Origin of the sequence: Actinomadura chokoriensis (genome assembly GCF_039529475.1) — a bacterium.
GTDB lineage: Bacteria > Actinomycetota > Actinomycetes > Streptosporangiales > Streptosporangiaceae > Spirillospora > Spirillospora bangladeshensis.
This window is the reverse complement of sequence record NZ_BAAAMW010000001.1, coordinates 489,657-508,746: the sequence shown is the minus strand read 5'-3', so window position 1 is coordinate 508,746 and position 19,090 is coordinate 489,657. Positions and strand designations below refer to the sequence as shown.

Genomic DNA, 19,090 nt, shown 5'->3' with positions numbered 1-19,090 from the left:
ACCGGCTGCCCGTCGGCCCCTAGTCCAGCGTGTACTCCAGCGCCCAGGCGTGGGATCCGTCCTCGGCGACGGTGATCTGGCCCAGGCCGCGGATGCCGGCCAGCTCCCCGGTCCCGGACGTGGGGACGATCAGCCACCGCAGCCACTGGGTGTCGGGCGTCCCGTCCTCGCTGCCCGCGCTGTGCTGCAGGACGAACCCGCCCTCCCGGCCGTGCAGGATGCCCTGCACCCGCTCGACCCCCACGTAGGCGACGGGCCCGGCGGGCGTCTCCACGGTGATCAGCTCGGTGGTGCTCGTCCCGACGAGGTCGCCGTGGAACTGCTTGCCGACGTGGACGCGGGTCAGCTTGGCGCCGTCCCGCTCGTCGTAGGGCTTCTCGGCGTCCCACGCCTCGATGTCGAAGCTGCCGCTGGCTTGAAACGTCATGCCCGCCATGATGCCCGCCGCATCCGGCGGCGGGGGAGGTCTCAGCGGCCCGACAGTCTTAGAAAAGGGTGCCCTCGTGCTCGATGCCGCGCAGCGCGTCGTAGTCGAGGGTGACGCAGTCGATGCCGCGGTCGGTGGCGAGGACGCGGGCCTGCGGCTTGATCTCCTGGGCGGCGAACACGCCGCGGACGGGCGCGAGGTGCGGGTCGCGGTTCAGCAGCTCCAGGTACCGGGTGAGCTGCTCGACGCCGTCGATCTCGCCGCGCCGCTTGATCTCGATCGCGACGGTGGCGCTGTCGGCGTCCCGGCACAGGATGTCGACCGGCCCGATCGCGGTGGGGAACTCGCGGCGGATCAGCGTGTAGCCGTCGCCGAGCGTGGTGATGTGCTCGGCGAGCAGCTCCTGCAGGTGCGCCTCGACGCCGTCCTTCTGCAGGCCCGGGTCGATGCCCAGCTCGTGGCTGGTGTCGTGCAGGATCTCCTCGATGGTGAGGATGAGCCGCTCGCCCGACTTGCCGTGCGTGACCGTCCAGCGCGCGGTGGCGCCGTTCTCCTCGTAGCTCTCCTCGCGCAGCGAGCAGGGCGGGTTCATCCAGTTAAGGGGCTTGTAGGCGCGGTCGTCGGCGTGGATGCTCACGCTCCCGTCCGCCTTGATCAGGATCAGGCGGGGGGCCATCGGCAGGTGGGCGGTGAGTTTGCCGGCGTAGTCGACGCTGCAGCGGGCGATAACGAGACGCACGCTGCCTCACCTTAGTCCCGGACGCGGCACGCTTCGGTCCAGACCGGCGAACCGGCGGCACTCTGCGTGGTCGGGGGTCCCCCCGATCCCGCCTAAGGCGCTCGGACCTGCGCACATAAGGCGTGCTGCCGATGTGGGGGCGGCCCCCTTAGGACGAGTGTCTTGGGTGTCGGGTCGTGCCGAGCGGCCCGGAACCTTCGGGAGACACCGTGTACCACCACGACATCATGCAGTCGATCATGAGCGAGCGGACCCGCGAGCTGCGGGCGCGGGCCGCGGCCGAGCGGGACGCCCGGTTCGCGCGCAGGGCCCGCGAGTTCTGGGCCGACCGCGCCGAGCGGGCCACCACCGTCCGCCGGGCGCGCCGCCACGGAGCGGCGCCGGCGCGATGACGCGCGCCCCTGGACGGACGGGGGCCGTCCAGGGGCGCTCCGTAGCGGAATGAAAATCTTTGTCAAGCCTGGAATTCTCCGGGCACCGTGATTAGCGTCGGCGGGTGGGTGTTCATCCACAAACGGCGAAAGGACCCCCCGCATGTCTCTCGACGTGACTCCGGAACTGCTTGAGACGGCGCAGAAGGGCGAGGTCGGCGAGGCCGACTTCGTCGAGTGCATCAGGACGTCCCTCCCGTACGCGTGGGACATGATCAGCGGGCTGGTGGCCCGGCTCCAGGTGGACGGCGGCGACTTCGCCGACAACCTCACCCCGCCCCCGGACGAGCAGGCCCGCGGCCAGCTCCTCCGCGTCCTCGCGAGCGACGCCATGCGCTCCACCCTGGAGCGCCACTTCGGCGTGAAGCTGGCCTTCCAGAACTGCCACCGCGTCGCCGTCTTCCCGACCGGCGACTCCTCCGCCTACCGCACGTTCACGACCCCCCGCGAGCAGATCCTCAACCAGTCCCCCGAACTCCGCGACTGCTGACCCCGCCCCGGCCGACGCGGTGCGGAAGCGACACCGCTTCCGCACCGTCCGCCGTTGCCTGCTCCGGCCACCGAGGGCCATTCCGCGGATGGACGAGCAGGAGAAGCTGCTCACCCGCATCTACGAGCAGCAGGTCCTCAACGAGAACATGGCCCGGGCGCGCGCCGAGCTGGCCAGGCTCCGCGACCGGCTCGACACCGAGTTCGCCGGACGCAACGACATCCGCAGGCTCGCCACCAGCCTGATCAGCGCCGCGGGCACGGCGGCCATCCGGGACCACGTCATCGAGGCCCAGACGATGATCCATGTGGCGGGGAGCCACATGGCCGCGGACGCGCAGCACTGGCTGGGCGCGGTGGTCGTCGCGATCGTCTCCGAGTACCTCGAGCACGAGAGCGCCGGTGCGAACGCCTGGGCCATGGCGTCGGAGGGGGACGCCGCCAAGAGCGACCTGTTCATGGCGCTGTTCTACTCGCTGGTCGGCAAGGACGACGCCGCCGCGATGAGCATGAACCAGTACCTCGGGAAGCTCACGCCGGAAGCACTGGGGCACGAGTTCTCCCATGCGATCAACGCGCTGGCCGAGGGCGAGCTCGGCCCCGACGCCCGCTCGTACGCCCACGAGACGCTGAGGAGATGGGACCGGGCCCCCGGCGGAGGTTCGCCACCGCCTGCGGAGCGGCGGCGGAGGACATCGCCGCACGCTTCTCCGAGCCCGCGGCCGAGGAGGGGGCCGCGCGCCGGCGCGAGCACTCGCGGCGCGCCCTCCGCGCCCTCATCTGGCAGCCCGAGCCGGACGAGATCGTCCTGCTGCGCCAGACCCGGCGCCGGGAACTGATCCTCGAGTGCGGCGGGAACCGCACGGAGGCGCTCGGACGCGTCCGAGGAGCGTGCCGATCCAGTGGGACGACTGGCTCACCGCGATCGACGCGGAGGCCCCCGCGCAGGCCGAGAGCGCGCGGCTCACCGACGAGGTGTGCGGGTACATCGCGAGCGTCAACCGGCTGCGGAAGCCGGGGCGCCTCAGCGTGTTCTGGTTCCTGGCCGGCGTCCTCCTCCCCGTGGGCGCGGCCTTCGCGGTGCGCGGCGCCGCGCTCTGGGGCATGGTCGCCGTCGGCCTGTTCATCATCGCGGCGGTGGGCCTCGACGTCGTCACCTATCCGGCCCGGCGGGCGAGGCGGGCCGACGAGATCGCCCGCGAGCAGCACCGCGCCGCGCAGACGATCCCCGGGCTCGTCGCCGATGCGCGCACGCTCCTGGAGCTGTGGGACCGCACCGCCGAGCGCGGGCTGGCGCGGCTCGACCGCACCCTCGGCGCCGTGGCGCCCGCCGGGGCCGGCCGGACGAGGCCGCTGTGACGTTCGGGGCCGGCACCGTCGTCGGCGGGAAGTACCGCCTCGAACGGCGGGTCAAGGAGGGCGGGCAGGGCGTCCTGTGGGAGGCGGTCGACCAGCGCAACGGCCTGTGCGTGGCGGTCAAGGTCTTCAAGAGGCAGCCGGACGCGGTGGTCGACTGGTCGCGGCGCGAGATCGGCGTCCTGCACGCGCTGCCGCCCAGTCCGTACGTCGTCGCCGTCCACGAATCGGGCAAGGCGCGCGGACGCGTCTACATGGCGATGGAGTGGATCGACGGCCGGCCCCTGGCGGACTTCCCCCGGCCGCGGCTGGAGCAGGTCCAGCGCTGGTGCCACCAGATCTGCCTGGGCCTGGCGCACTGCCACAGGTGGGACGTCTTCCATCGCGACATCACCCCGAACAACATCATGATCACGTCGGCGGACGAGGTGAAGCTCGTCGATTTCGGCATCGCCCGCTCCTCCGACACGACGATGACGCCCACCGGGCTGCCCATCGGCACGCCCCCGTACCTCGCGCCGGAACGGTGGCGGGGCGAGCGCGGCGACGACCTGGACGCGACGCCGGTCTCGCCCAAGGCGGTCGTCGGCGGCATCCCCGACGCGCTCGACCGGCTGGCCCTGCACCTGCTCGCGAAGGACCCGGACCGGCGGCCCCGGTCGGCGGACGAGGTCATCGCGCGCCTGCAGGAGATCATCCGGCCCCCGCTCGCCGACACCCCGGTCGCCCCATCGTCCGATCTCCCCCATGTCGATCCCGGCACCGTCGGACGGCTGCACGCCGCGGACAACGCCCTGTGGCTCGCGACGCGGAACTACGGCACGGACGACATCCGCACTCTGGAGGCCCGCGCGGAGGTCGCCGAGCAGATCGGCCGATCGGGGGACCGCGTCGGCGCGATCAGGGCCTATGACGAGCTCATCCCCGACTTCGTCCGCGTCTGCGGTCCGTACAGCAAGCGGAGCCAGGAGATCCGCCGGGCGCGGATGAACTGGGTTCTCGGGATCCCGCCGTCCCGGTGAGCGCGGCTAAGCCGGGTCGGCGGCGGCGCGGAGGCGGGGGAGGACCTCGGTGCCCAGGCGCGTGATGTTCTCCAGGGTGGCTTCGCGGGAGCCGGCGGCCTCCACCAGCAGGATCAGGTGGTCGATGCCCGTCTTCTCGACTGTGGACAGCAGGGACTCGACGCAATCGTCCGGGGAGCCGACGGGGTGGATGTCGCACATGCGGCGCGTGTAGGCGACCGGGTCGGGGGAGGGGCGCGGGCGGTCGTCCACGGCGACGTATCCCTCCAGGCCGGGGCCCAACCAGCGGGGCATCTCGTCCATCAGGGTCTTGACCGCCGCCGCGCGGGTGTCGGCCACCTGGGCCAGATGGGTGGAGATGTGCGGGAGGTCGGGGCGGCCGTGGCGGGCGACGGCGGCGGCCTTCTCGGCCGCGTCCACGTGCATGCCGAGGAGCATCGGCAGGTCGCGCTCGGCCGCGAGCCGTTCGGTGGCGGGGGAGGTGCAGGCGACCGTCACCGGTGGCGGGTCGGGTGCGTGCGGGACGAGCGGGACCTCACGGAAGCGGAAGTGTTCCCCCTCCCAGGAGACACGGTCGGAGCGCAGGGAAGTAAGGAGAAGGTCGAGGGATTCGGCGAAGCCGTGCTCGTAGCGGTGGAGGCCGGTGCCGAAGACCTCCAGGTCCCGCCATGGGCCGCCGCGCCCGACGCCCAGGTGGAAACGGCCGCCGGAGAGCAGCGACAGCATCGCCGCCTGCTCGGCGAGCGCCACCGGGTGCTGGGTGGACAGGACGCTCACCGCCGTCCCGACGTGGACCCGGGAGGTGGCGGCCAGGAGGTGCCCGGCCAGAAGCGTCGCGGATGGGACGACCCCGTACGACATGAAGTGGTGTTCGGCCAGCCATACGTCGTCGAACCCGGCGCGTTCGGCGGCGACGGCGGCCTCGACCGTGCGAGCGAGGGCGGCGGCAGAGTCCTGCCTGGGGAAACGGGTGGTGAGGACGAAGATTCCGAGGCGCACGTCCTCGTCGTACCCGGCAGCGGGTGTGCGCGAGCCCTCTGCAAGACTGCCCATCATGGATGAGGGTTCGTTCAGCAGGGTCGGGGTCGTCGGACTGGGCACGATGGGCGCGGGCATCGCCGAGGTGCTGGCGCGCGGCGGCCTCGCGGTCGTCGGCATCGAGGTGAACCAGGACGCGCTGGAGCGCGGGCGCGGGCACCTGGAGGGCTCCACCGGACGGGCCGTGAAGCGCGGCCGGCTCACCGAGGACGCGCAGCGCGAGATCCTCGGCCGGGTCGCGCTGTCCACCGACTTCGCCGACCTCGGCGACTGCGACCTCGTCATCGAGGCCGTCCCCGAGCGGCTCGACCTGAAGCGGAAGGTCTTCGCCGAACTCGACCGGGTCTGCCGGGAGGACGCCGTCCTCGCCACGAACACCTCGTCGCTGTCGGTCACCGACATCGCGGTCACCACCGGGCGCCCCACCAAGATCGTCGGCGTGCACTTCTTCAACCCGGCTCCGGTGATGAAGCTGGTCGAGGTCATCGCGACCGTGCTGACCGAGCCGGACGCCGTGGCCCGCGTCGCCGCCCTGGTGAAGGGCCTCGGCAAGACCCCGGTCACGATCGGCGACCGCGCCGGGTTCGTCGCGAACCGGCTGCTGTTCGGCTACCTGAACCAGGCCGCCGGGATGCTGGAGTCGGGGCACGCGACCCGCGACGACATCGACACGGCGATGAAGGCGGGCGCCGGCCTGCCGATGGGCCCGTTCACCCTCATGGACCTGATCGGCCTCGACACCTGCCTGGAGGTGCTGGACGCGATCTACGCCGAGTCCCGCGACCGCCGCCACGCGGCCTCGCCGGTGCTGCGCGAACTCGTCACCGCTGGGCTGCTCGGCCGCAAGACCGGCCGCGGCTTCTACACCTACGACGGGTCCGGTGAGACCGAGGCCGCGGCGGACGAGGGCGCGCCGCCGGTCGTCGGCATCGTCGGCGTCGGCCCGCTCGCCGACGCGCTCGCCGCGCTGTGCGACCGCGCGGGCGCCCAGGTCCGCGACTCGGCCGCCGACCTCGCCGGCTGCGACGTGGTCATCGAGGCGGCCGAGGACGCCGAGGCCGGGCGGGCGCTGCTGCTGGCCGCCGCGCAGGCCGCCAAGCCGGGCGCGGTCCTCGCCGTCACCTCCGTGGACGGCTCGGTGATCGAGCAGGCCATGGCCACCGGACGTCCCGCCGACGTCGTCGGGCTGCACCTGCCCGACCCCGCCGGCGCGCTCGCCGAGATCGCCGCCACGGTGCTGACCGGCCCGGACGTCGCCGACCGCGCCGCCGCCCTGCTCGCCCGGCTGGGGCTCACCACCGTCCGCTGCCGCGACCGCGCCGGGTTCATCGTGGACGCGCTGCGCTTCCCCTACCTGAACGACGCCGCCGCGATGCTCGGCGCCGGATACGCCGGCGCCGACGCGATCGACGCCGCGATGACGCTGGGCTGCGGCTACCCGACCGGCCCGATCGCCGACCTCGACCGGCTCGGCCCGGCCCGCGCCGTGACCGTCCTGCGCGCGCTGCACGCCGAGACCCGCGAGCCGGCCCTGTCCCCGACCCCGCTCCTCATCGAGCACGTGACGGCCGGCAAGCCGATCCGCTGACCGTCCTCCAGCCCCACATATCCTCATTGCATGAGCCCCCGCAAGAATCGCCGTGCCGTTTCCGGACGTCCCCCGAGCGGCGGCGGGTCGTGGGCCGAGGAGACCGAGGAGGGACCGGACGGCGAGTGGGTCGTCCGGTCGGTCGCCGGGGCCGGTGCCGCCAAGGCGTACCGGTGCCCCGGATGCGACCAGGAGATCCCGCCGGGCGTCGGGCACGTCGTCGCCTGGCGGGCGGGCGAGGGCGGCGACGACCGGCGGCACTGGCACCGCCCCTGCTGGCAGGCCCGCACCCGCCGCGCCCCCCGCGTCCTGCGCTCGCGGAACGCACCCCGTTACTGACGTAGCGGGGGCTCGGGGGTCGTCCCCCCGGATTGAGAGGAGACCCATGGCGGAGATCAGGGCGGCGACGGTGCTGCCGGCGCGGCGCGAGGAGATCACGCTGCACACCTCGGACGGGCTGGAGCTGGTCGGCGAGCTGGCGCTGCCGCCGGAGCGGCCGCCGGTCGCGACGCTGGTCTGCCTGCATCCGCTGCCCACGGCCGAGGGGATGATGGACAGCCACGTCCTGCGCAAGGCGTCCTACCGGCTGCCGGCCCTCGCCGACCTCGCCGTGCTGCGGTTCAACACGCGGGGCACGACGTCGGCGCGCGGGACGAGCCAGGGCGAGTTCGGCGAGGGCGAGACCGAGCGGTTCGACGTGGCGGCGGCGCTGGAGTACACCGAGTACCACGACCTGCCGCGTCCGTGGCTGCTCGGCTGGTCGTTCGGCACCGAGCTGGCGCTGAAGTGGGGGCGCGACCCGCTGGTGGAGGGCGTGATCCTGCTGTCCCCGCCGCTGAAGCGGGCCGGCGACGCCGACCTGGACGCGTGGGGCGCGGACGGGCGTCCCGTGCTGGCGCTCGTGCCGGAGTTCGACGATTACCTGCGTCCGGCGGAGGCGCGGGAGCGGTTCAAGCGCGTCCCGCAGGCCGAGGTGGTCGCGGTGGACAACGCCAAGCACCTCTGGGTCGGCGAGCCGTATGTCCGGATCGTCCTGAACGAGATCGTCAAGCGGGTGGCGCCGGCCGCCTACCCCCTCCCCACGGAATGGGACGAACCGGACGAATAAACCGCTGCGGCCGATCGCGGCCACACCCGTCACATCACTGCGATCGCGGGCGACCATGGCTCAATGACGGTGCAGCTGTACGCAAGGGATGTCGGTTCCGGCACACCGCTCGTTCTGCTGCACGCGTTCCCGCTGTCCTCGGCGATGTGGCTGGCCCAGCGCGAGGGCCTCGCGAACCGGTTCCGCGTCATCACCCCCGACCTGCGCGGTTTCGGTGGATCGGTGCTCGGCGACGACGAGCCGTCGGTCGACGCGATGGCCGACGACGTCGCCCGCCTGTTCCGGAGCCTCGGCGTGCGGCGCGCCGTCGTCGCCGGCCTGTCCATGGGCGGGTACGTCGCGATGGCGCTGTGCCGGCGGCACCCCGACCTCGTCCTCGGGCTCGTGCTCGCCGCGACCCGCGCGGCCGCCGACACCGACGCCGTCCGGGCGCACCGGCTCCGGCAGGCCGAGCGGCTCGACCGCGAAGGCGTCCCGCAGGTCCTGGTGGACGAGGTGCTGCCCGGTCTCGTCGGGCCCACCACCTACCGGCAGCGCGCCCTGGTGTACGGGCGGGTCCGCGGCCTCGTCCAGGCGACGCCGCCCGGCGCCGCCGCGTGGGCGCTGCGCGCCATGGCCGGTCGCCCGGACGCGTTCGGCACGCTCCGCGCCGCCACGGTGCCCGCCCTCGTCATGATCGGGGACGAGGACGCGCTCGCCACCGAGGACGAGGCCCGCGCCATGGCGGACGCGCTGCCGAACGCCGAGCTGCAGGTCGTCCCGCGCGCCGGGCACCTGTGCGCGGTGGAGCAGCCGGACCTGTTCAACCAGGCGGTCGCCGAGTTCGCCGCCGCCCTCGCCCGCATCGGCCGCTGAGCAGCGCGGGCCGAGCCGCGCGGCCCGCGGACGCCCCCGGCTAGAGCGTCTCCTGGCGCGGCATGACGACCTCCCGGATCAGCAGCGAGATCGCCGCCGCCGTCGGGATCGCCAGCAGCGCGCCGACCACGCCGAGCAGCGCCGCGCCGACCAGCGCCGCGACGATCGTCACCGCGGGCTGCACGTCCACCGTCCGCTTCATGACGCGCGGGTAGACCAGGTAGTTCTCCACCTGCTGGTAGATCACATAGAAGATCACGCAGGCGATGAGGTGGGTCGTGTCCCCGGTGAGGAACGCGACCAGGCACACGACCACCGCGCCGATCGTCGCGCCGATGAGCGGGATCAGGTCGGTCACCGCGACGATCAGCGCCAGCGCGAGCGCGTACTTCACCCCGAGGATCGACAGGAAGATATACGAGGTCACGCCCGCGATGAACGCGATCGTGAACTGCCCGGCGACGTAGCCGCCGATCCGGTCGAGGATCTCGTCGCCGAGCAGGGCGACGCGGGCTCTTCGCGAGCGCGGCGCGAGCTGGTAGAAGAACGTCTTGATCTGCGGCAGCGAGCTGAGGAAGTACAGCGTCAGGATCAGGATCGTGATCGTCTGGAAGATGCCGTTGACCGCGACCTTGCCGATGCCGGTGGCGGTGTCGGTGAGCGTCTTCTGGAAGTCTTCGCCGCTCACCGTCTTCTGGGCGCGGTCCAGCAGCCCGTAGCGCTTGTCCCACTCGGCGAGGGTCTTGTTGTCCTGCAGTTGCTGGACGTACTCGGGGATGTTGTGCCGCAGCTCGGTGACCTGCTCGGACACCGGCTGGACGAGCGAGGCGACGAATCCCGCGAAGAAGAGGATCACCAGCAGGAACACCGACGCGACCGCCGCGCCGCGCGGGAACCCGAACTTGCGCAGCCGCTCCACCCCCGGGTTGAGCCCGACCGCGAGGAACATCGCGACGATGATCATCACGATGACCGACTTGGCGTTCGTGGCCGTCTTCACCAGCATCCACGCGGTGATGACGCCGAGCGCGGCGGTGAACCCGAACACGAACGGGTGGGCGCGGCCGAGCGGCTGCCCGGGCCGGCCGAACGGGAACCGCTGGTCGACGCCCGCCTCGCGGCGGCGCTGCTCGACGTCGTGCGCCGGGTCGGGCGCGCCGGGCGCGGGCGGCACCTGCTCGGCGACCGCCGCCTTCGCCGGAAGCGTGACCGGGGCACCGGTCGCCGGATCGCGTTCGCCCACGGGCTCGTCCGTCTCCTCGGGCCTCAGCGCCCCGCTCGGTGCGACGCTCTCACCACCGTCGCCGGTGGTGCCGTCCTCGCCCTGGTCGTCGGCGGGCGGGGTGGGCGCGGGGACGCGGTCGCCGCCTTTGGGACGTCCCGTCCCGGGTGCCGCCTCCGGCTCGTCGTCGCGGGAGGTCTCGTCGGCCACGCCGCTCTCCTCTGCCATGGTGGTGAGACGAGGAAAAGCCTAGAGGCGTTTCACCGCCTCTAGGCTCTCCTCGACGCCGTTCTCAGGAACTCACTCCTGCCACCAGTCCTCGTCGTCCTCGTCGGGCTTCTTGGCCGGGGCCTGCTTGGCGGGCGCAGCCTTCGCGGCGGCCGGCTGCTGCTTCGGCTGGGCCGGGGCCGGCTTCGGCTCGGCGGCGGGGATGGCGGGCTTCTCCGGGGGCGCGGCCAGCTCGGGCTCGGCGCCCATCGTCGGCGCGACGCCGCCGATGAGCTGGCGCAGCTGGTTGAGGTGGCTGGTGATGCTGTCGCGCTGGCGGGTCAGCTCGTCGACCTGGCGCTGCGCCGCCGTCCGGACGCGGTCGGCCTCGGCCTTGGTCTCGGCGAGCAGCTGCTCGGCCTGCGCCTTGGCCTCGGCGATCACGTTGTCGGAGTTCTTGCGGGCGTTGGCCATCAGCTGCTTGGCGTGCGAGTCGGCCTCGCGCCGGGTCTGCTCGGCCTGCTGGGTGGCCTTCCCGGCCCGCTGCTCGGCGGACGCGGCGCGCTGCTCGGCCTCGGCGACCAGCTTCTGGGTGGCGGCCTGCGCGGCGGCGTGCCGCTCGGCGTCCTGCCGGTCGGCCTCCTCGCGGCGGGCGGCCAGCTGGATCTCGAACTCGGCCTCCGCCTGGGCGCGCTGGGCCTCGCTCTCCTCCAGGATGCGCTGCGCCTGCGCGCGCATCTCGTCGGCCTGCCGCTTGGCCGTGGTGAGGATCTCGTCCCGCTCGCGCTTGGTGGACGCGCGCAGCTGCGCGACCTCGCGCTCGGTGGTGGTGCGCAGCTTGGCGATCTCGCGCTCGGCGCTCGCCCGCTTCTCCGCGACCTCGTGGTCGGCGGTGGCGCGCAGCTTCGCGACCTCCCGCTCGGTGGTCGAGGTCAGCTCGTCCGCCTCGCGGTGGGCGGAGGTGCGCACCTCCTCCGCCTCGCGCTCGGCCGCGTTGCGCATGTCGTCGCCCTCGCGCTGGGCGTTGGCGCGCAGTTCGGCCGCGTCGTTCTCGGCGGTGGCGCGCTGCTCGGCGGCGTCGACCTTGGCCGCGGCCTTGATCTCGTTCGCCTCGGAGCGGGCCGCCTGGACCAGCTCGGTCGCCTGCTCCTCGGCGAGCCGCAGCAGCTGCTCGATGCGGGCGCCGAGACCGGAGTAGGTGGGACGTTCCTGCTCCTGCAGCTGACGGTGCGCGTCCGACAGCTCCCGCTGCAGGGCGCTGGTCTGCTCGCGGGTCTGCCGCACCTCGTTGTCGAGCGACTTGATGTGCTCGTCGACCTGGTGCCGGTCGTAGCCGCGAAGCACCACGTCGAACTCGCGCGGGGGCGTGTCTTCAAAGAAGTTGCTGAGCTGGGCGTCGATGTCGGACTGCATGTGGCTCAATCCTGATGTGACGGGGCTACGGGTGGTTCCGGGGACCGGTTGAACGCCTGACATGACGGGCGCAGTGCCCCAGGACCTCTTCCGGTGGATGAAGCGTACTCCGGACACTGCCGTGTTGGGGGCTCATCTTGACGCGCTGCGTGGAATGTCCGGTTTGTTGGCGTGTTCAGCCGTGATGAAGGTCCCCAGGTGTCAGGGGGCAAATGCACCAGATGTGTCCGAACGGTCACAGAGCGGCGGTCGGCGCCTGACTGCCCGTGACCGTGATATCGAACACGTCACGATCCGGGCGCGCCCGCGGCGCGCCCGCCCAGCAAGATCATTCCGCGTCGCGGCGCTTCTGCACGAGCTCGGTCAGCACGCCGTGGCAGTCCTTGGGGTGCAAAAAGTTGATCAAGGATCCCATGGATCCGTTGCGCGGCGCGTCGTAGAGCACCCGCACGCCCTTGCCGGCGATGGCGGCGGCCTCGCCCTCGACCGTCCCGTCCGTGCCGAACGCGATGTGGTGGACGCCCTCGCCGTTCTTCGCCAGCCACTTGGCGACGGCCGAGTCCTCCCGGATCGGCTCGATGAGCTGCAGGTAGCTCGCCGCGCCGTCCCCCGTCTCGTTGATCTTGAGCATGCACTCCCGGACGCCCTGCTCCTCGTTCACCTCGAAGTGCGCGTCGGTGAAGCCGTAGGTCGCCTTGTAGAACTCGACGGTCGCCTCCAGGTCGTGACAGGCGATGCCGATGTGGTCGATACGGGTCAGCATGGGCTTTCTCCCTATTAAGGCGGCCGGGCGGGGGCGAACGGAACCGAACGACGTTCCCCTGGGTATGGTGGCAAACGTCGCCGCAGCACCACCCTGGAGGGCCCCCACAATGACCGCCACGTCCGTGATCGTCGCAGGCGCGCGCACCCCCATCGGACGCCTGCTGGGCTCGCTGAAGGACTTCTCCGCGGCCGACCTCGGCGCGCACGCGATCAAGGCGGCGCTGGAGCGGGCCGGGGTCTCCGGCGACCAGGTGCAGTACGTGATCCTCGGCCAGGTGCTGCAGGCCGGCGCGGGGCAGATCCCGTCCCGGCAGGCGGCGGTCAAGGCGGGCATCCCGATGAGCGTCCCGTCGATCACGATCAACAAGGTGTGCCTGTCCGGGCTGGACGCGATCGCGCTCGCCGACCAGCTCATCCGGGCGGGCGAGTTCGACATCGTCGTGGCGGGCGGCATGGAGTCGATGACCCAGGCCCCGCACCTGCTGCCGAAGTCGCGCGGCGGCTACAAGTACGGCTCGATCGAGGTCCTCGACCACATGGCCTACGACGCGCTCACCGACGCGTTCGACGGCATCGCGATGGGCGAGTCGACCGAGCACCACAACGCCAGGCTCGGCATCTCCCGCGAGGAGCAGGACGAGTTCTCCGCCCGCTCCCACCAGCGCGCGGCCGAGGCCATCAAGAACGGCGTGTTCGACGACGAGATCGCGCCGGTCGAGATCCCGCAGCGCAAGGGCGACCCGATCGTGTTCGCCAAGGACGAGGGCGTGCGCGGCGACACCACCGTCGAGGGCCTCGCCAGGCTGCGCCCCGCGTTCAGCAAGGACGGCACGATCACCGCGGGCTCGTCCTCGCAGATCTCCGACGGCGCCGCGGCCGTCGTCGTGATGTCGAAGGCCAAGGCCGAGGAGCTCGGCCTCACCTGGCTCGCCGAGATCGGCGCGCACGGCAACGTCGCGGGGCCCGACAACTCGCTGCAGTCCCAGCCGTCCAACGCGATCCGGCACGCCCTCGGCAAGGAGGGCCTCACCGTCGACGACCTCGACCTCATCGAGATCAACGAGGCGTTCGCGTCCGTCGGCATCCAGTCGATGCGCGACCTCGGCGTCGGCCCCGAGAAGGTCAACGTCAACGGCGGCGCCATCGCGCTCGGCCACCCGGTCGGCATGTCCGGCGCCCGCATCGCGCTGCACCTCGCCTACGAGCTGAAGCGCCGCGGCGGCGGCACCGGCGCCGCGGGCCTGTGCGGAGGCGGCGGCCAGGGTGACGCGCTCATCCTCCGCGTGCCGACCGCCTAGTCCTGACCGCGCCGGTCACTGGGCATCGGCCTGCTGGATGGTGACCTTCGTGAAGCCCAGCGCCTTCAGCATGTTCTCCAGCATCAGCTTCGTGTTCGCGTCGGCCTGCCGCGCCAGGTTGCTCTGCTGCGCGGCGGACTGGATCTTCTGGGACGCCAGCACGTAGAGCTGCTGCTGGTTGTTGGGGTTGCTGCTGAAGAAGTCGCCGAAGCGGTCGATGAGGCCGCGCTCGGTGGCGTAGACGTAGCTGGTCTTCGGGTCGAGGTTGGTGTTCTCCAGCTGGGCGCGGGGGAGGGTGATCGTGGCGGCCGTGCGGTCCTCGTTGACCTTGACGGCGCCGGAGCCGAGCTTGGAGAAGTCCACGTAGGCGTCCACGGTGCCGTTGCCGACGAACAGGGTGCGCTTGCCGCGCAGCGAGCCGGGCAGGAACTTGGCGTCCTTCTCCAGGTCCACGATGACCTGGAAGCTGCCGCTCGCCGCCTCGTAGCGGTGCAGGTCGCGGATCGACTTCAGCAGGACGGGCCCGCTGCGGTCCTTCGTCTCCGTGCCGAACGGGTTCAGCCAGCCCGGCAGCCCGTGCAGGGCCTGCTGCGCGACCAGGACCAGCGCGACGGTCGCGACGACCAGCACGAGCGGGGTGAGCAGGCCGCGCCGGGGCGACCGGGACGGCGTGGGGGGCGCGTCGTTCTTCGGTTGGGGGCGAGCCATGCACCAAGCATTCCCGGCATCTGCACCCCTTACCTGGCGGACCGGTGAGGTCGGCGTGGGCGCCGGTGTGATCAAGGCCATAGGCCCGGACGAAACCCCAGGTGAAGACGGTCCGTTGTGCCGGGCGTGGACATGATTCGTGTTTTCCGGTTCGTCTCCGTCGCGGAGGCGATCTCGTTCCTGCTGCTCCTGCTGGTCGCCATGCCGCTGAAGTACGGCGCGGACGCGCCGGTGGGCGTCCAGCTGATGGGGCCGCTGCACGGAGTCCTGTTCATGGCCTACGTCGGCCTGGTCTTCCTCGTCCGCGAGCAGCTCCGCTGGGACCTCAAGCGCACGGTCCTCGCGCTCGGCGCCGCCGTCCTGCCGGTGGCCCCGTTCCTGGTGGAGCGCCACTGGACCCGGCCGCCGGCGCCCGCCGCCGAGCCACAGCCGGCCGGACGGGCCTGAGCTTCTGCGTGGCCGCCGGCTGCTGGGGGTGGCAGCCGCGGCCACGCAGGGGAAACCTTCACCTCGGGGGGTTCGCGCGGTCCAGCGCCCGGTGGAGGGCCTTCTCCGTCGCGCGGTGCTTCTTCGGCGCGCGGAAGTCCTTGGGGCCGAGTGTGCACGTGCGGTACGCGGTGAAATGGCGGCGCAGCCATGCGCGGCGCTGGCGCTCGGTCAGGGACGCGAACCGGTGGGCCGCGCGGTCGTCGGTGATGGTCGGGGGGTCGTCGCCGACCAGCCACGCGTCGATCAGCACCCCGTAGCCGTCGGGGGACGTGCAGGCGCGGGGGTCCTTGAGCGCGCCGCTGATCTGCCGGACGACCCGCGCCGCGTACCCGGGGGAGAGGTTCTCGTCGAGATGGACGGTCGCGACGCCGTCCAGCACTGACACCGGCGCCCACGCCGGACGCTGCCGCACCGCCGTGAACTCGCCGGGCGTGCCGTTCAGCCGCGCCGCGAGCGGGACGACCGCCGCCGTCAGCCCGGGCAGCGCGCCCCGCAGCGCCGGATGCACGCAGATGGTCACCGGCCACTGCCGGCACGCGGGCGGCGCGGGCGCGGCGCGGACCGCCGCGCCGGCGGACCCGTGCAGGCCCAGCGTGGCGGAGCCGGTCGCGGCCAGCGCGGCGGCGAGCGGCAGGACGAGCAGGAACCGCCGCGTCGCCCACAGCACGTACCCGAGGATCAGCGCCGCCGTCAGGCCCGCCGTCCAGAGCACCTGGTCGGCGAACACGCGGGGGCGCAGCGTGGTGAACAGGTCGATGCGGGGGAACGCGGCCGGGGGCAGCAGGCTCCACCACGACACGCCGGGGATGCGCGCGGCCGCCCACATCGCCGTCGCCCCGAACACCAGCGCGGCCGTCGCGCGGTGCGGGACGACGCGTCCCATCAGGTATCCGACGACGACGTGCAGGACGAGCGCGCCCGCGCCCGCGATCGCGCCCAGCGGATGCGGGTGCCCGGCCTCCGCCTGCGCCAGCGTCACGGCCACGACGAGCGCCGTCACCGCGGTGTAGGAGACGAGGGCCGCCGTGGACAGCAGCAGCAGGTCGAGCAGCGCGCCCGTGGCGGGCGAGCGAGCGGTGAGGTCGCGCAGGTAGTCGAGCGGACGCTCGCGGACGGCCGCCCACGCCGCCAGCCCCGCGGCGACGGGCCCGAGGAAGCGGACGGCGTTGACCAGCGCGATGACCGTGTTGTCCCAGTAGGCGGCGGAGCGGACGAGCGCCGGCAGCGCCGCCGCCGTCCCGACCGCGGTGAGGACCGGCACCGCCACCAGCAGTGCCGTGCGACGGGCGTCCAGCCGGAGCACCCGCCCGAGGTCAGACACCGGTGGCGCTTCCGGCGGGCAGCGGGAACCGCGGCAGCGCCGGCCGCCCGGGGCGCCGGCCCCGGCGCCGCCCCACCGCGCCCCCGCCCCGCCGGCCGGGCGCGGGGTCGAGCGCGCCGGTGCGCTGCTGCTCGGGTGCGCGGTCGCCCTGCCGGTCGTTCCGCAGGCCGTTCTGGAGGCCGTTCTGCGGGTCGTTGCGCAGGCCGTTCCGCAGGTCGGGCGTGCCGGCGTTCCGGCGGTCGAGGGCGCCGACGCCCTCCCGGTCGAGCGCGCCGACGTGCTGCGGGTCGAGCGCGCCGACGTGCTGCGGGTCGGGGACGCCGGCGCCGACGCCCGCGCCGCGGCGGTCGGCGGCGGAGCGGCCGCGGCGGGCGGCGGAGGAATGGGTGGGCTGCTCGGTCAGCCGGCCGCGGGCGAGCGTGAACAGGCGGTCGCACCAGCCGGTGAGCGTCTCGGTGGCGTCGGCGGTCACCACGACCGTCGGCGCCAGCGCGCGCACCACCGGGATCAGCTCCGACATCGCGGCCGTCAGCGTGGAGCGGCCGGGGCCGGCGGCGCCGGTGGGCCACGGCTCGGCGGCGGCGCACAGCGCGCCGAACGGGTCGTCCAGCAGCACCGCGCTCGGCTCGTGGACGCAGGCGGCGGCGAGCCCGGCGCGCAGCCGGACCTCCGGCGGCAGCAGCGCCAGCTCCGTCCCGGCGGCGTCGGCGAGGTCGAGCCGCTTCAGCATGGAGCGCGCGGCGGACGCGCTCTGCCGCTTGTAGTACGCCGCGTAGGCGACGAACTCGCCGGCCGTCATGTTCTCGGCGCGGGAGAACCGGGCCGGCAGGTAGCCGATCCCGGCCCGCGCGGCCCGCAGCCCGGCGGCGTTCGATATGTCATGTCCGAGAATGCGCAGCAGGCCGGCATTCGGCCTGCGCAAGGTCGCGAACGTGGCCAGCAGAGTGGATTTACCGGCACCAGGTGGACCGGCCAGGCCGACCACGCCTTCGGGTACGCCGAAGGTCACCGGGCGCAGGAGCCACCGCCCCCCGCGGCGGACACCCATTCCTCGGGCCACGATCACGGAATGATCCGCGATCACAAGTGTTTCCCCCCGTTGCTCGTCATGCGGTCGCGGCGCCGGCATGGACGCTCCGGTGGCCCCGGGTCCCCCAACCCGCCACGCGGTGCTCCGCCGGGCCGGCCCGCCGCTCGGCGGGCACCGGCCCCTTTTGCCCGGCCGCGATGCATCGACATCATGACTATAACCGGGCTTGGTGATGGCTGTCAGCAATCTTTTTGCCTTTACGGCGGCGCGTCTGGATTCTTTGCCTTCCGCGCCGAAGCGGAGAATTCAAAAATGGCCGACAATTCCCGATTTGTCTGATGGAGCGGGGGCGCGCCGGACGCCCGGTACCGGCGGCGCGCTCCGCTCGCAGCGTACGGACGCACGGTGCGGTGCGGTCATGGGGCAGGATGGACCCATGCCTTCTCGGGACTTTTCGTTGCACGGGGCCATCGACCTGGGGGCGCGCCAGGCGGCCGCGCGGAAGCAGCAGGAACGCCGCGCCCAGGGCGGCGGCGCCGCGCCGGCGGGCGCCGCGGGCGCCGCCGGCCAGTACGTCGTGGACGTCACCGACGAGACCTTCAACACCGAGGTCGTGGAGCGGTCGCAGTCCGTGCCCGTCCTCGTCGACTTCTGGGCGGAGTGGTGCGGGCCGTGCAAGCAGCTCGGCCCCATCCTGGAGAAGCTCGCCGGCGAGGCGGCCGGCGCGTGGGTGCTCGCGAAGGTCGACATCGACGCGAACCCGCAGCTCGCCGCGTACATGCAGCAGATGGGCGTGCGCGGCATCCCGTTCGTGGCGGCGGTCGTCGCCGGGCAGCTGCTGCCGTTCCTGAACGGCGCCGCGCCCGAGCCGCAGGTCCGCCAGGCCATCGACCAGCTCTTCGAGGCGCTGCGCAAGGAGGGCATCCTGCCGGACGCCCCCGAGGGCGAGCGTCCCGCGGCCGACGCCGCGCCCGCCGCGGACCCGGTGTACGCCGAGGCCGAGGACGCCCTGCAGCGCGGCGACCTGCCCGCCGCCAAGGCCGCGTTCGAGCGCCTCCTCGCAGACGACCCGAGGGACGGCCAGGCCAAGCAGGGCCTCGCGCTCGTCGAGCTGAGCCTGCGCGTCGGCTCGCTCGACCCGGAGCGCACCCTGCAGGACGCCGCCGACAAGCCCGGCGACGTCCAGGCGCAGATCAGCGCGTCCGACGTGGAGATGGTGTCCGGCCGCATCGACGAGGCGTTCGACCGGCTGCTCGCGGCCGTGCGCGCCAGCGCGGGCGATGACCGCGACGCCGCGCGCAAGCACCTGCTGTCGCTGTTCGAGCTGCTTCCGCCGGACGACCCGCGCATCGGCCGGGCCCGCCGCGGCCTGCAGTCCGCCCTGTTCTGACCCGCGGATCGTCCCCGGATCGTCCCCGGTCGTCCGCGGGGAACGAGCCGGGGCGATCGGGACACCCCGCCGCGATGTTGCGCGTATGCTCGATGAAATGACCGTGCCCGGACGGTCCGCATGCAGCACTTCCATGCGGCCGGCCCCGCCGGTCCGCGGCTCCGCAACCTCGTGGTCGACATCATCGCGATCGA

21 protein-coding genes are annotated in these 19,090 nt (G+C 73.0%); 12 read left to right on the top strand and 9 right to left on the bottom strand.

The genetic code is table 11. The annotated features are described in order from the left end of the window. Positions 1-19 precede the first annotated feature (19 nt). On the bottom strand, positions 20-427 hold the full coding sequence (locus tag ABFX46_RS02485; protein ID WP_346039686.1) for a DUF3224 domain-containing protein: 408 nt from the start codon (positions 425-427) through the stop codon (positions 20-22). 58 nt (positions 428-485) lie between these two features. Continuing rightward, positions 486-1,166, bottom strand: a complete 681-nt coding sequence (nucS, locus tag ABFX46_RS02480; RefSeq protein ID WP_163054072.1) for an endonuclease NucS — start codon at positions 1,164-1,166, stop codon at positions 486-488. A gap of 209 nt (positions 1,167-1,375) precedes the next feature. Between nucS and ABFX46_RS02475 the strand changes: the two genes are divergently transcribed. The 5 genes from ABFX46_RS02475 (at position 1,376) to ABFX46_RS02455 (ending at position 4,464) form a co-directional block, all read left to right on the top strand. Next, entirely contained in the window at positions 1,376-1,558 is a 183-nt protein-coding gene (locus ABFX46_RS02475; protein ID WP_346039685.1) for a hypothetical protein, read from the top strand. A gap of 142 nt (positions 1,559-1,700) precedes the next feature. Beyond that, the gene (locus tag ABFX46_RS02470) at positions 1,701-2,087 is read left to right on the top strand and encodes an SCO5389 family protein (RefSeq protein ID WP_346039684.1); all 387 of its coding nucleotides are present in this window, start codon (positions 1,701-1,703) and stop codon (positions 2,085-2,087) included. 88 nt (positions 2,088-2,175) lie between these two features. Continuing rightward, the gene (locus tag ABFX46_RS02465) at positions 2,176-2,925 is read left to right on the top strand and encodes a hypothetical protein (protein WP_346039683.1); all 750 of its coding nucleotides are present in this window, start codon (positions 2,176-2,178) and stop codon (positions 2,923-2,925) included. A 52-nt stretch (positions 2,926-2,977) separates the two neighbouring features. Then, entirely contained in the window at positions 2,978-3,445 is a 468-nt protein-coding gene (locus ABFX46_RS02460) for a hypothetical protein (protein WP_346039682.1), read from the top strand. Then, positions 3,442-4,464 carry a serine/threonine-protein kinase gene (locus tag ABFX46_RS02455; protein WP_346039681.1) on the top strand — a complete coding sequence of 341 codons (1,023 nt, stop codon included), beginning with the start codon at positions 3,442-3,444 and terminating at the stop codon, positions 4,462-4,464. The genes ABFX46_RS02460 and ABFX46_RS02455 overlap by 4 nt, the downstream gene beginning before the upstream one ends. A 6-nt stretch (positions 4,465-4,470) precedes the next feature. On the opposite strand, the gene ABFX46_RS02450 is transcribed toward ABFX46_RS02455, so the two are convergent. After that, a complete protein-coding gene (locus ABFX46_RS02450; protein ID WP_346039680.1) occupies positions 4,471-5,463 on the bottom strand; it encodes an LLM class flavin-dependent oxidoreductase in 993 nt (330 codons plus the stop codon). Between the two features lie 55 nt (positions 5,464-5,518). Here ABFX46_RS02450 and ABFX46_RS02445 point away from each other — a divergent pair, with 55 nt between their 5' ends. The 4 genes from ABFX46_RS02445 to ABFX46_RS02430 all read left to right on the top strand — a co-directional run bounded on the left by ABFX46_RS02445 (position 5,519) and on the right by ABFX46_RS02430 (position 9,053). Continuing rightward, entirely contained in the window at positions 5,519-7,090 is a 1,572-nt protein-coding gene (locus ABFX46_RS02445) for a 3-hydroxyacyl-CoA dehydrogenase family protein (protein ID WP_346039679.1), read from the top strand. A gap of 30 nt (positions 7,091-7,120) precedes the next feature. After that, entirely contained in the window at positions 7,121-7,429 is a 309-nt protein-coding gene (locus tag ABFX46_RS02440; protein WP_346039678.1) for an ATP/GTP-binding protein, read from the top strand. A gap of 46 nt (positions 7,430-7,475) precedes the next feature. Then, positions 7,476-8,198: an alpha/beta hydrolase gene (locus ABFX46_RS02435; protein ID WP_346039677.1), complete on the top strand. Its 723-nt coding sequence runs from the start codon at positions 7,476-7,478 to the stop codon at positions 8,196-8,198. Between the two features lie 63 nt (positions 8,199-8,261). Next, the gene (locus ABFX46_RS02430) at positions 8,262-9,053 is read left to right on the top strand and encodes an alpha/beta fold hydrolase (RefSeq protein ID WP_346039676.1); all 792 of its coding nucleotides are present in this window, start codon (positions 8,262-8,264) and stop codon (positions 9,051-9,053) included. A 40-nt stretch (positions 9,054-9,093) separates the two neighbouring features. Here ABFX46_RS02430 and ABFX46_RS02425 read toward each other — a convergent pair whose 3' ends face one another. The 3 genes from ABFX46_RS02425 to mce form a co-directional block, all read right to left on the bottom strand. Continuing rightward, on the bottom strand, positions 9,094-10,485 hold the full coding sequence (locus tag ABFX46_RS02425) for an AI-2E family transporter (protein ID WP_346039675.1): 1,392 nt from the start codon (positions 10,483-10,485) through the stop codon (positions 9,094-9,096). A 90-nt stretch (positions 10,486-10,575) separates the two neighbouring features. After that, positions 10,576-11,895, bottom strand: coding sequence for a DivIVA domain-containing protein (locus ABFX46_RS02420; protein ID WP_163059920.1), 1,320 nt, complete (start codon positions 11,893-11,895; stop codon positions 10,576-10,578). Between the two features lie 328 nt (positions 11,896-12,223). Continuing rightward, the gene (gene mce / locus ABFX46_RS02415; protein ID WP_131939206.1) at positions 12,224-12,658 is read right to left on the bottom strand and encodes a methylmalonyl-CoA epimerase; all 435 of its coding nucleotides are present in this window, start codon (positions 12,656-12,658) and stop codon (positions 12,224-12,226) included. Positions 12,659-12,767: 109 nt separating this feature from the next. On the opposite strand from mce, the gene ABFX46_RS02410 reads away from it, so the two are divergent. Further along, on the top strand, positions 12,768-13,958 hold the full coding sequence (locus ABFX46_RS02410; protein ID WP_346039674.1) for an acetyl-CoA C-acetyltransferase: 1,191 nt from the start codon (positions 12,768-12,770) through the stop codon (positions 13,956-13,958). A gap of 15 nt (positions 13,959-13,973) precedes the next feature. Here ABFX46_RS02410 and ABFX46_RS02405 read toward each other — a convergent pair whose 3' ends face one another. Next, positions 13,974-14,666 (bottom strand): DUF4230 domain-containing protein, encoded by a 693-nt coding sequence (locus ABFX46_RS02405; protein ID WP_346039673.1) that lies wholly within the window; start codon positions 14,664-14,666, stop codon positions 13,974-13,976. Between the two features lie 132 nt (positions 14,667-14,798). Here ABFX46_RS02405 and ABFX46_RS02400 point away from each other — a divergent pair, with 132 nt between their 5' ends. Then, complete coding sequence (locus tag ABFX46_RS02400) at positions 14,799-15,113, top strand: DUF3817 domain-containing protein (protein WP_346039672.1); 315 nt, start codon at positions 14,799-14,801, stop codon at positions 15,111-15,113. 58 nt (positions 15,114-15,171) lie between these two features. Here the strand turns inward: ABFX46_RS02400 and ABFX46_RS02395 are convergent, their stop codons facing one another. Together ABFX46_RS02395 and ABFX46_RS02390 are read right to left on the bottom strand one after the other, a co-directional pair. Then, on the bottom strand, positions 15,172-16,476 hold the full coding sequence (locus ABFX46_RS02395) for a hypothetical protein (protein WP_346039671.1): 1,305 nt from the start codon (positions 16,474-16,476) through the stop codon (positions 15,172-15,174). Further along, positions 16,469-17,524, bottom strand: coding sequence for an ATP-binding cassette domain-containing protein (locus tag ABFX46_RS02390; RefSeq protein ID WP_346039989.1), 1,056 nt, complete (start codon positions 17,522-17,524; stop codon positions 16,469-16,471). The genes ABFX46_RS02395 and ABFX46_RS02390 overlap by 8 nt, the downstream gene beginning before the upstream one ends. 418 nt (positions 17,525-17,942) lie before the next feature. Here ABFX46_RS02390 and ABFX46_RS02385 point away from each other — a divergent pair, with 418 nt between their 5' ends. Further along, positions 17,943-18,896: a tetratricopeptide repeat protein gene (locus ABFX46_RS02385; RefSeq protein WP_346039670.1), complete on the top strand. Its 954-nt coding sequence runs from the start codon at positions 17,943-17,945 to the stop codon at positions 18,894-18,896. Positions 18,897-19,090 lie beyond the last annotated feature (194 nt).